Consider the following 11,237-nt stretch of genomic DNA (forward strand, 5'->3'; position numbering starts at 1 on the left):
GCGCGGTGCTCAGCTCGGGGGTGTGGACCGCTCACGATCCGTGCACACCTGACCCGAGGTGGCGAAGCTGTCGGTCGAGTAGACGGCCAGCACCGTGAAGCAGTAGTCCACCCGGGAGCTGAGCCCGTTGACCGTGTGGCGGGTCCGCCCCGGCTCCACTGTCGCCATCACGCCGAGCGCCGACCCGGCCCGCCCACCCGCGACCATGAACGGCACCGTGCCCCCGGACGGATCCGTCCAGCTCAGCGTGATCGTCACCGCATCGTCGCTCAGCTTCAGGTCGCCGGGAGGGGGACCGGTCGTCGCCGGTGCCACCGACACCGGTGTCCCGGACGGCGGCGGCGCGTCGTCACGGCTCAACACCACCGCGCCCAGGCCCGCGACCGCCACCAGGGCCACCCCGGCGGCCACCGCCGCGCCGATCACCGTCGCCCGGTTGCGGCCCGTCGAGCCAGTCCCATCGGTGTACGACGGCGCGTACGCCTCCTGCGGGTAGTACTGCCCCGGGTACACCTCGTGGCCGGCCGGGGCCTGCTGCGCCGGGTACCGCTGGCCGGCCGGGTACTGCTCGGCGGCCCGGTACTGCTCGGCGGCCGGGTAGGCGGGCGTGACCGGCGGGCCGTAGGGCGCGGCCAGGCCCGGCACCAGATCGTCCACCGGAGTCGACGCCGAGGCGCCATGTCCGCCGGTGAGGTGCGCCGGGCCGCCATGTCCACCCGGGACGGGTCCCGGTCCGCTGTGCTCGTTCAGGATCGGGGCGACAGGCGTCGTCGGGGCCCGTTCGAGGTTCGGTGCCCGGTCGGGCGGGGTAGCCAGATCTCCGGCGTCGCGCCTGCCCGGCTGGGGGGTCGACGGCCCGACGGCCGGGAACACCTCCGTCGACGCGGATGCGAAACCTGACGCTTCACCGGGTCCGGCCGACAGCGCTTCCGTGCCTCTGTCGCCCGGTCCAGGCCGCTGGGGCACGCCCGCCTGGCCGTCCCCGGTGCCCGGTGAACCCGGTGTGCCCCCAACGGCCGGGGTGGGCCGGACGTCCGTCGACCCAGGGGAGTCAGCATTCGACGCGGGCAGCGGTTGCGGAGGCGCGCTGCTGCTCCACGGCGGCGCGGTCAGTCCCCACGGCGGTGCGCTCACCGGAGGCGCCGACACCGGCTGGCTCTGCCCAGGTGGTGCCGATACGGGAAAGGCGGGCGGCCCGGATACCGGGAACGCTGAGGCCGGTGGGCCAGAGGCGGGGTGCGGCGGCGCGGACGTCGGGAATGCCGAGGCCGGGGGACCGGACACGGGGTAGGGCGGTGCGGACGTCGGGAATGCCTGGGCCGGGGGGCCGGACACGGGGTAGGCCGATGCGGACCTCTGGGCCGGGGGGCCGGACACGGGGTGCGGTGGTGCGGACGTCGGGAATGCCGAGGCCGGGGGACCGGACACGGGGTAGGGCGGTGCGGACGTCGGGAATGCCTGGGCCGGCGGACCGGAGACGGGGTAGGCGTGGCCGGGTGGTCCGGACACCGGATTGGTGGGCGGCCCGACCAGCGGTTGGGGTTGGGCGGGCGGCCCGGAGACGGGTTGGTCGTACCCGGGCGGAGCGGACACCGGGCGGCCGGGCGGTACGGCTGGTCCGGAGGCCGGCGCCGAGGGCAGGGGTGGCCCGGAGACCGGCAGCGATGGTGCGGCGGGCGTCGCACCGGATGCGTGGTGCGTGGGCGTGCCCGCCGGACCGTTGGTCGTCGGGATCGCACCAGACGGTGCCGTACCTGCTGCCGTGACGGCCGGGCCGCTCGGCCCTGCCGCCGCGAGCCGAGCCGCCTCCTCGGCCAGCAGGGGCTCGATCTGCCGTACCTGAATCGTGGGTTCATCCCACCGCGGCGCTGGCGGGGGGCCGGTGTGCGGACCGGCGGAGGTCGGCGCGGTGGCGGGCGGTCCGGTCATGGGCGGTGTCTGCGGCCCGCCGGAGGCCGGGCGGATCGGCCCGTCGTTGGTGCGCTGGCGCGGCGGCGCGGACGGAGGCTGCTGCCGCAGGTGTGGGGTGGGCTGGGCGGCTACCCCGGGTGGTGGGCCGGCCACTGGCCGGGGTGTGGCCGCCTGCTGCTCGACCCGCTGGCGGGGCGGCATCGGCGGTGCGGCCGGCACCGGGGGGACGGCCGACGCGGGCCGCGTCGGACCGGCAGGGGTCGGGGAGGGCTGCGGCGCCCAGGGCGACGCGGGCGCTGGCGGACCGTCCGTTGTCGGGCGCATCGCGGCCAGGGTCGCCAGAGACAGCGTCGGGCCGGAGAGCGCCGAGCGGGCCCCGGAATCAATCGAGGTGCCGGTGGCGGAGGCCGGCGGTCCGACGTACGTCTGCTCCACGGCAGCGCTGCCCTCGCCGAGGTAGTCACGGGCGGCGCGTACGACTGGGTGGTTCTCCCCGAGCGCCGCGGGCCCGGCGCTGGCGACCCTGGTGTAGTTACGGCGGGCCTCGTGCCTGTTACCCAACTCCTCGGCGACCTCGGCCAGCTCGAAGGCGAGCGCGAGCATCGTCGGTTCGGAATGGTCCCAGCGCCGCTCGCCCGCCGCGAAGGCCTCCTCGAGCACCCGGCGGGCGGCGAGCGGGTCGTCCGCCTCGCGGTGCAGGCGGGCCAACAGGTGAGCGGTGTGCAACGTCTCGGGATGGTCCTCGCCGTACGGCGGACGGGCGGAGTCGACGGCGTCCGCGAGCAACGTCCGGGCGGCGTCGTGGTCGCCCGCCGCGCGTAGCGCGAGGGCCCGTTGCTGTACGGCGGCCAGGGGAGAGGGATGGGACACAGGGCAATGCTGCCGTCACCGGGCCGTCGACGCTACCCGGCCCTGCGCTCGAGCCGACTCTGGTGACCCTCAGTGGCGGTGTGAGCGGTGGCGGGAGGGTGATGTGCATGATCCATGGGCGCCGTGTACAGTAACTCCCCGTGCGGCCCGCTGGGCCGGCCTTCGGATGCAAGATCATCTGGGTCGGCAAGGTAGGCTGAACGAGCAAGTCCGGGTGGCGGAATGGCAGACGCGCTAGCTTGAGGTGCTAGTGCCCGTATAGGGCGTGGGGGTTCAAGTCCCCCCTCGGACACAAAAATGTGGTGAGTTCACCACCACTTTCCAGCAGGTCAGCCCGCTTCTGGCGGGTCGTCGGATCGTTAACTTCTTCGATCCGTGCGGCGTTGTCCAGGCGGTGGTCATCGTGACTGCCGGTCTCGTCTCTTCTCTCATCCCACCCAAGATCGATGCCGTGTCGGCGCGCCGGGTCGCCACCGCGAACCTGGATCGGGTGCGGGTAACACCAGCGGGTCTGGCGCCCATCCGTGTGCGCTCGTCGCTGTATGGAATGGCTGCTGTCGATGATCGCGGCAAGATCTGGGCGCAGTATGTGCTGGGTCATCTGGGCTGGGAGCCCGCCACTGTCCTTTCGCTGACCGAGTTGTCCGGTCTGCTTGTCGTCAGAGCGGATGAAGGCGGGCGGTACCAGCTCACTTCGACAGGGCATCTGCGGATTCCGTCTACCCTTCGGCATTGGTGTGGGTTGGAGGCCGGTGCCCGCGTCCTGCTGGTGGCTGATCCGGATGAAGAGCGTCTGGTGATTCATCCTCCGGCGTCGGTTGATGCCATGATCTCGCGCGCCTATGCCGAGGTCTTCCCGAGTGATGCGTCATGACGGGAGCTACGGCCACCAGTGGTCGTCCCGAGATCCAGGCGGCATTGGTGCTTCTCGCCGGGCTGGGACTGACGCCTGCGGATCTTGATGTTGCGGCGGCGGAGAGTCGGCCGCCGGTGCCGACGTTCACCGAGTACGTGCCGAAGGTCAAGGAGGCGGTGACGCCGGGAACCCTGAAAACCTATGGCACCTATTGGGATCGGCTGGTGGAGACGTGGCCAGGCAAGCGGCTGACCGAGCCGACAACCCTGGATCTGATCTCGCTGGGCAAGAAGATCCGCAGCGGACGGGTCGTGCGGCGCAACGGGCGGGGTGGTGCCGGGGCAGAGGAGAATTACGTCGCCGCGATCCGATGCCTCTACAAGTTCGCCGTGAACGACGGGGTGATCACGCAGGCCGAGAATGCCGCTGCCCGGGTCACGAAGCCGAAACGGACCGCGAGTACCCGTTCCGCGTTGCCCGATGATCGCTTGACCGACATCAACCGGGTCGCTTCGACCACCGGCAACGATCCCGCCCTGGACAGTCTCCTTCTGCGCTTGCATACCGAGACTGCCTGCCGCCGGGCCGGTGCCTTGAATATCCGCCGCTGCGACCTGGACGTGGAGCAGTGCCTGGTGTTATTGCGGGAGAAGGGTTTCACCACCCGCTGGCAGCCGGTCTCCCCGTCGATGATGAGCCACCTGCTGTCGCACTGGGACGAGCGGGGAGACGGGAACCCGCGCAGCACAGCTCCGCTGCTGAGGTACCGCACAGGGAAACCGTTGACCTACAGGCGCTATGACGGCTTGTGGGTGCGGCTCGGTAAGTATCTGCCGTGGGTAGCGGTCCAGTGCATCAGCGCCCACTGGCTGCGCCACACCATCCTGCGGTGGGTGGAGCGTCACTTCGGCTACGCGGTGGCACGAAAGTATGCGGGTCACGCGGAGAAGGACACCGGCGATGTCGGGGCCACCATCGTCTACACGAAGGCCGACATCGTCGAAGTGGCCGCAGCACTGTCAGTCCTTACCGGTGAACCGCATCCACTTGTATCTCAGGGTCATCACGAACCCAGGCAGGGTCCTGTCAGCTGAAGGGGCAGAGCAAGGGTGAGGGCCGCCTATAGCAGGGCGCCCTCACCTTTGGCTTCACCACCTCTACAGCTTCCGCTGAAGGTCACTGGGCCTGCCCCGAAAACTGTCCGCAAGTGTTGACCGCCGGCGACACCTCGTACTGAGTAGCCGAAGAGATGATCAAGGATGCGATTCACGACGAGTCTCTGCGGCGCATCATCGCGCCCGCTGAGATGACCGGGCCTGGACTGCATGACGTCGTCGTGCTGCTCTCGCCGTCCGCTGGTGAGACAGGTTCTCGTAGCTAGAAGCCTGAGAGTTCGCCATCGAGGCTTGCGGTGGTCGCAGACGACCTACGCCGTCTCACCTACAACCGAGTAAGGGGCGGGGAACCGCGTGCGGTGCTCCGGGTGAGGCGCTTGGCTGCGGCACTTGCCTCGGGAGCCGTCCAGGCTCGAAGCTATTCGACAGTTTCCCAGGCCAGCGCGGGGGGTCGCTGCCCACGGCTGGTGAGGAACTGTCGTGCCGCGTGCCGCGCGGTCGCGTTGGTGACGCGGGTGCGTTCGGGCCACGCGTCGGTAGGCGTGCCGGCGTAGTCGAAGGTGAACGCGGGCCCCGGTTCGAGGTCTGGCTGGTATCCCCAAGCGCTGCTGCCGTCGGCAGCGACGTGATAGACGAACGACCGTTCAGCGTGCCCGACGCAGATGTCGAGCATGACAGGGAACTCGCCTCCGCCGGAAGCGATGAGGGTGACGCAGTAGGGCAGCCGATCGGCGGGGATGTGGCTGATGGTGTCCAGCGTGGCGTTGAGTTCGGCGACGGTGCTGACCGACGCGGCGCCGTCCCCGCGTCCCCAGGTGATGTCGATGCTCATCGCCGGATCCCTTCTCCTGTTCCGACGTACAGCTTATGGAGCCATGTGCGGTCGCCGTCGGTGAGGAATACCGTCAGGCGTGTTCCTTGCGGCAGGATCGTGGCGAGGATCTTTTCGCAGACCAGGGGTCTGATCGGATCGTCGCAGGGGGTGTGATTGAGCACGAGCGTGGCCTCTGATGGGCTGCCGGAACGGCGCAGCACGGCTGCGGCCTGCGCCTCGGCGTGGTCCATCACGATGGCCTGAGCCAGCGGCGGCTTGAGTCCGACGCCGGCGGCGGGAAGCCTGCCTGCCCGGATCTGCCGGCTGCGCAACCGACCGTCTGGCTCCGCCGAGAGGTCAGGATCGCGCATGATCGCCCCGTCGACGAGCAGGAACGCCTCGGTCTTGTCGTGCGGTTCGCTGCGACGTGCCAGACTCGCGGCTGCCCGAAGGACCGCCTGCGGCGGGTCAACATGCGCGGGTGGTCGACGGTTCCCGTCGCCACCCGCAGTCAGTTTCCCAGACCGTCCAGCCCACGCGCCCGCGTGAGGATCTCCTCGACCTTGCCCGCTGACCGACCGTTATGCCCGCTCCATCGAGCTGCTGTGAGCTGCGGTCCACCATCGCGGCAGTGCTGTGATCGGCGGCGCCCTGCAGCGCCGCCTGGATCAACGCCCGCGCTTGGTGAAGCTCGGAGCCGGCAGCTCGTATCAGTTCCCGAGCCCGGTCGAGATGCGCCTTGGCCTGAAGAAGCCGACTGATCAACTCTGCCGCGCTCACCCGAATCACTGTGCCAGAACATAGACGTGCGTAGGTAGCGGCTGATTGCCAGGAGCGGTGCTGGGCGAAGCGGCTCCAGGACGGACGGCGAGCAGCGAGGCCCGCTGCCCGAAGGATGCGGTCGGGTGCAGCAAGGGAGGGCCAACCAGCCATCGCACCTGACCCCGGCCCCCAGACGTTCAGAAGGCCCGCCAGGTACCTAATTTCCTAGGACGCTTGCGGGCTGTGCCATGACTGGCTAAACCCCTTTGGCTCGCAAGGTCGCAACAAGCACCCGTCTGCTGATGCGAACGGCCCGATCTAGGTCTTTACGCCATGCCCGGCTTCCGGTACGAAGAACACAGCGCTGCGAAGTCGAAAGACTACGCTGCGCTGCGTCGTCTTGGAGGTGGCTATGTTGAGCGAGCGACAGGAGGCCCTGCCCCTTGTCCTGGAGCTGCCGGACGCCCCAGAAGACGACGGCGCAGAAGCACAAGCCAACTTCCGCTTCCAGTGCGAAGTCATCGCCCGCTGGAGCTACGGCTTGTTCGAGCCTGACGGCCCGATCGCAGTGGTCTGCGAGCACCATGAAGACTTCATGGTGCTCTTCGCCGACGGCCAGGTTGACCTCGCATCAGTCAAGCATCGGAGCCGCAACCGCGGGACGTGGTCCGTCGCTGACCTCTGCGACGACGGCGGTCTCACACACCTGTTCGACCGATGGGTCGCGGTGGCTGCGTCTGGGCGCCCCATCCGTGCTCTACACCTGACCAATGCCGGCCTGACTAACGGACCAGGTCAATCCGCGGAACTGGCAGGCATATGCGAAGCCACGCAACCAGACGCTGCCCTACTCCTAGCCTGGTCGAAGAAACTCGCCCGACAATTTCTCATGGTGTCGCAGCGCAAACGAACGTCCGCCATGCCAACAGGTCAACCACCAGCGCGTCCCGAACACCTGCTCGACACCGATCCGCTCGTACAGCTGGTAGCGCGATTCATACCGATGCTGACCTTCGTGCCGGTGTCACACCGCGACGACATAGCCGCAAGCACCATCATCGAGGTGGCTCTGCCGCTGTGTCGCGCGAAAGGCTGGGACACACACGACGGCCAGCATATCCACGACGCGGTCATGACGATCGTTGAGAAAACCGTCCGGACGTTCGGCAAACGCCGTCTGGACCTCGCCCGCCAAGTGGTCGGCATGGCGGTGTGGCCCAACGGCATGGAACGAGATGAACGGCTCGCAGCACGATTGCTCGATGCCAAGGCACTGGACACAGCCATCATCTACGGCGGCGATGTGCCCTTGTTCCCACCCCAGGACGCCCCGCTCCCGGCGCCCGGCGGATCCCAACTACGCCGCAAAATGGCAGACGGGCAGCTCAGTGCCAGCGCCGTCCATCTCGCCGAACGACTCCGGTCCGCCTGGTACAGCACTCATCGATCGCGCCTACCCGACCTGCCCGGAGATGCGGGAGTCCTCGCGCAGATCGAAGCCGAAGTGCTGGAACTGGTTCTCGACGCCCAAGACGCCGCTCTCGCGGCAGGCACCACCCCCTACGGGCGGACGTTTTTCCGCCAACTGCGCGACACCGTCCGTGTGTCGTCCTTCCGCCAGCGGCCCCCGCTGCGCATCAACGATCAGCACGCCCTGGGCGTGTCGTTCGAACTGAGCGACCAGTGCATCTTCGACTTCCTCCCGCCAACCAGCAGTGACACTCAGCAGGAGCAGGTGCATGACTGACCGCGGGGCACGCACTCGTCTGCTAGCCGCACGGCAGCAGGCAGCAGCCCGGGCCATCGCCGCCGAGGCAGCCTTCCACCAAGCCCGGGTGCTCCTCCTCATCGCCGCCTTCTCCGGCCGCAGCCGCGGCCTGCGAAGCCTCGCCCGCATATCCCGACTCGATTACCTGCTGCGCTTCCCGCCCGTCCTGCAATACATCAACCTGACCGACGAAGCGCAGTGGCCAAGCTCAGCGAAACCGCTGCCAGCCGAGCGCCGGGCAACGGACATCAACTTCGCCGCGACACGCTACGGGTTATGGACCGACCGCTACACCCTCATCATCGGCTCCCTCATCGGCAAGCAACTTCTCAACGTTGTGCCCGGACGCATTCTCGAGGTCATCACCACCCCCGCCGGCCGAGAGGCGGCCAAGCAGCTGTCCAACACAGCACAGTGGAACCCCACCCACCTTCGCGCCGAGTTTCTCCACCGACGGCTCAACATGTCCGCCCCACAGCTCGACGCACTCCTGCGACCTGCGATCCGCCGCCTGGAAGCCGACACCGCCCAGGCAACCGCATGACCAGGCGCCTGCGCATCCGAGCCGTCGAGGTGGTCACCACCCAAACAAGCCGCAGGTTCGACCTCGATCGTCCGCTGACAGCCCTCATCGGCTCGGTGGGCACGGGCAAGTCCAGCCTGCTCATGTTGATCAAACACGCGACCGGCGGTCGCGCCGCACTCACCCCAGCAGTGCGCGCCAACGTGACCAGGATCGTCCTCGATCTCCAGGTCGAAGACACCCGCCTGATGCTCGCGCGAAGGGTGCCCGATCCATCAGGCATCGTTGAGATTCTCGACCCGTACACCCGTGACATCGAGGCGCAGCTGCCCGTCCGAAGCCGCGAAGGCCAGGAGACGATCTCAGACCGGCTCCTGGAACGACTCGGAATCCCGCGCGAACGAATCCCGACCCGACGGCGCGGCGCCACCGCTGACACCGTAGCGGTCACCTTCCAGAACCTCATGGCCTACCTGTATGTCGAAGCAGTCGACATCGACCGGTCCATCGCCGGGCACACGGAGACCTACACCGACCGACCGCGTCGAGCGCTGTTCGAGTTCATGTTCGGACTCAACGACGCTGACCTCGCCGCCTTGCAGCGCCGCGAAGGCACGCTGAACAGCGCCATCGCCGCACACAAAGCCGAGGTGACCGCGGTACGCAACTTCCTCGGACAGACCGAGACGCCACCCGAGGACAAAATCGACGAAGACCGACGCGTAATCCTAGTCCGACTCAATGAGATCAATGCAGGACTGCAAGCCCTAGCCTCGCAATCGTCAAGCCCCGGGCCCGCCACCGACGTACTGTTCGCCGAACTCGACCAGACCGCCAGCCAGGAACGCCAGCTACAGGCCGACGCCGCCCGGCGAGCCGAAGCCGCCGCGGCACGCCGCGCCGCGCTGGCGCAACTGGAACTGGACTATCTTCGCGCTCAACAAGCTCACGTTGCCGGTCATATCCTCGGGGCGCTTGAGTTCGAGGTCTGTCCCCGCTGCCTGCAAAATCTTGATCACCAGACTCTCGCCGATGACCAGTGCCGGCTTTGCCGCCAACCGGAACCCGTCTCCGTGGCAGCCTCCGCCGTCGATGACGAGACCCGGCTCCGCTTCGAGAACCAGATCGCTGAGACCCGACAACTGCTCGACGAAGACGAAAACGCCGCAACCCGAGCCGCTGAACTGGCGAGCACCGCACGGCTGCATCTGCACGCGGTTCGACAACGTCTCGATGAACTCACCCGAAGCCGTACCGCGCCGCTGCTCACCCAGACCGCGGCTCTCAGCGGTCAGCATGCCACCATGCTGGCGCGCCTGGCCCGACTGGACGACATGACCAACACTTGGGAGCGGTTCAAGGACATCGAACAACGGCTACGCACCGACGAGGACCAACGCAAGACAGTTCGTGCGGACATCAAGCGACGCAAGCAGGCCATGACCGAAGCCAGAGCGCGAGTCGCCCGCTTCGACACGGCCTTCCAGCGAGAAATCCAGCTCATCGGAGTCCCCGGAGTGCAAGAAGCCCACATCGATACCGAAGACTATCTGCCTCGGATCGACGGAGCCGCCTTCCACGAGATCCAAGCTTCCGGCGGAGGTGTCGCCACGGCCGTCCACGTCGCCTACAACATCGCCCTGATAACCACCGCGCTCGACGACCCTAACGTCACCGTGCCGTCGCTGCTCATCATCGACTCGCCCCAGAACGCCATAGGTCGAAGCCCTACCGACGTCGAACTTAGCCAGCGCATCTACGATCGAATCGCGAACGTCACCAACGCCGCAAGCCAGCGAATCCAAATGATCATCGCGGACAACTCCCTACCGCCACTGCCTGCGCGAGCGGATTGGAGTCACATCCACGTCATCGAATTCGGTTACGAAGACCGCGCAATGATTCCTGGTGTCTGGCACAGCGGTCCCGCAGCAGCCAAAACCCGCGTGGAAGACGCCGCTATCGAATAAGCCACCGCAGTAGCCGAATACCACCGGTAATCAAAGGTTTGTGAGGCCCCGGCTGAAACATGCACTCGCGCCGCCGCCTGACCGTTGGGTGTTCGCCGGCGGCACCCGCGATTACCTGTAACCACAGATGCCGTTGGTTTGAAGGTGAGGCTCGACCGGTGGGTACCAGATACGAACCGATGAGCCTGACCAGGTTGGCCACCCATCTGGCGTCCGCGGACACCGACCGAATCCGCTGGAAGCTGGTGTGGGAGTTCTTGGAGGAGTACCGCTGGGAACCGGCCGAGACCAGAGCCGGTCTATTGAGGGATGAGCCTGGGCCAATTGGGGATGCGCGTTGGGACGCGCTGCTCGCGGCGCTCGCGGAGCACCTGCTCGCCCAGGCGGATCTTGCTCCGCCTGCATGGGTCGACGCACGTGTGCTGCGCCCGGCGTGGTTCCCAGCCGAACTGGCCATCCACCAGGCCGACGTGCTGGCATGGGCGCCGGCCGCGTTTCGGAAACATGGTGTGTACCTGTCCGTTCACGACTTGTCCGCGGCGTGAGCGGATCAGGCGGCGTCCCGATGGGGCGGGCGGAACTCGAACTCGCGCTCACCCACCCAGGCGAGGGCTTGTCCGTCGCGGAACCGTCGCTGGCATCTCCGTC

The 11,237-nt window shown here is 67.8% G+C and carries 9 protein-coding genes, 1 tRNA gene and 2 pseudogenes; 8 read left to right on the plus strand and 4 right to left on the minus strand.

The annotated features are described in order from the left end of the window. Positions 1 to 9 precede the first annotated feature (9 nt). A pseudogene (locus AB0B55_RS07600) lies at positions 10 to 444 on the minus strand (fibronectin type III domain-containing protein); the annotation flags it as partial. A 1,438-nt stretch (positions 445 to 1,882) separates the two neighbouring features. Here AB0B55_RS07600 and AB0B55_RS07605 point away from each other — a divergent pair. Beyond that, complete coding sequence (locus AB0B55_RS07605) at positions 1,883 to 2,371, plus strand: hypothetical protein (RefSeq protein ID WP_357171238.1); 489 nt, start codon at positions 1,883 to 1,885, stop codon at positions 2,369 to 2,371. Here the strand turns inward: AB0B55_RS07605 and AB0B55_RS07610 are convergent. Then, positions 2,359 to 2,781, minus strand: a pseudogene (locus tag AB0B55_RS07610) (tetratricopeptide repeat protein); the annotation flags it as partial. The gene AB0B55_RS07605 and the pseudogene AB0B55_RS07610 overlap by 13 nt on opposite strands. Before the next feature lie 208 nt (positions 2,782 to 2,989). On the opposite strand from AB0B55_RS07610, the gene AB0B55_RS07615 reads away from it, so the two are divergent. From AB0B55_RS07615 to AB0B55_RS07625, 3 genes are all read left to right on the plus strand, one after another. Next, a tRNA-Leu gene (locus tag AB0B55_RS07615) sits at positions 2,990 to 3,073 on the plus strand. Further along, positions 3,047 to 3,655 (plus strand): hypothetical protein, encoded by a 609-nt coding sequence (locus AB0B55_RS07620; protein WP_357170981.1) that lies wholly within the window; start codon positions 3,047 to 3,049, stop codon positions 3,653 to 3,655. Before AB0B55_RS07615 ends, AB0B55_RS07620 begins: the two co-directional genes overlap by 27 nt. Further along, complete coding sequence (locus AB0B55_RS07625; protein WP_357170983.1) at positions 3,652 to 4,731, plus strand: site-specific integrase; 1,080 nt, start codon at positions 3,652 to 3,654, stop codon at positions 4,729 to 4,731. Before AB0B55_RS07620 ends, AB0B55_RS07625 begins: the two co-directional genes overlap by 4 nt. Before the next feature lie 439 nt (positions 4,732 to 5,170). Here AB0B55_RS07625 and AB0B55_RS07630 read toward each other — a convergent pair whose 3' ends face one another. Further along, positions 5,171 to 5,584, minus strand: coding sequence for an Imm1 family immunity protein (locus tag AB0B55_RS07630; protein WP_357170985.1), 414 nt, complete (start codon positions 5,582 to 5,584; stop codon positions 5,171 to 5,173). Then, positions 5,581 to 5,937: a DddA-like double-stranded DNA deaminase toxin gene (locus AB0B55_RS07635; RefSeq protein WP_357170987.1), complete on the minus strand. Its 357-nt coding sequence runs from the start codon at positions 5,935 to 5,937 to the stop codon at positions 5,581 to 5,583. The genes AB0B55_RS07630 and AB0B55_RS07635 overlap by 4 nt, the downstream gene beginning before the upstream one ends. An 806-nt stretch (positions 5,938 to 6,743) precedes the next feature. Here AB0B55_RS07635 and AB0B55_RS07640 point away from each other — a divergent pair. The 4 genes from AB0B55_RS07640 to AB0B55_RS07655 all read left to right on the plus strand — a co-directional run bounded on the left by AB0B55_RS07640 (position 6,744) and on the right by AB0B55_RS07655 (position 11,134). Beyond that, a complete protein-coding gene (locus AB0B55_RS07640; RefSeq protein WP_357170989.1) occupies positions 6,744 to 8,075 on the plus strand; it encodes a hypothetical protein in 1,332 nt (443 codons plus the stop codon). Next, positions 8,068 to 8,640: a hypothetical protein gene (locus tag AB0B55_RS07645; protein ID WP_357170991.1), complete on the plus strand. Its 573-nt coding sequence runs from the start codon at positions 8,068 to 8,070 to the stop codon at positions 8,638 to 8,640. Before AB0B55_RS07640 ends, AB0B55_RS07645 begins: the two co-directional genes overlap by 8 nt. Continuing rightward, positions 8,637 to 10,589, plus strand: coding sequence for a hypothetical protein (locus AB0B55_RS07650; protein ID WP_357170993.1), 1,953 nt, complete (start codon positions 8,637 to 8,639; stop codon positions 10,587 to 10,589). The genes AB0B55_RS07645 and AB0B55_RS07650 overlap by 4 nt, the downstream gene beginning before the upstream one ends. Positions 10,590 to 10,747: 158 nt before the next feature. After that, positions 10,748 to 11,134, plus strand: coding sequence for a hypothetical protein (locus tag AB0B55_RS07655; protein WP_357170995.1), 387 nt, complete (start codon positions 10,748 to 10,750; stop codon positions 11,132 to 11,134). Positions 11,135 to 11,237 lie beyond the last annotated feature (103 nt).

The sequence above is a fragment of the Micromonospora sp. NPDC049107 genome (genome assembly GCF_040648595.1).
Taxonomy (GTDB): domain Bacteria; phylum Actinomycetota; class Actinomycetes; order Mycobacteriales; family Micromonosporaceae; genus Micromonospora.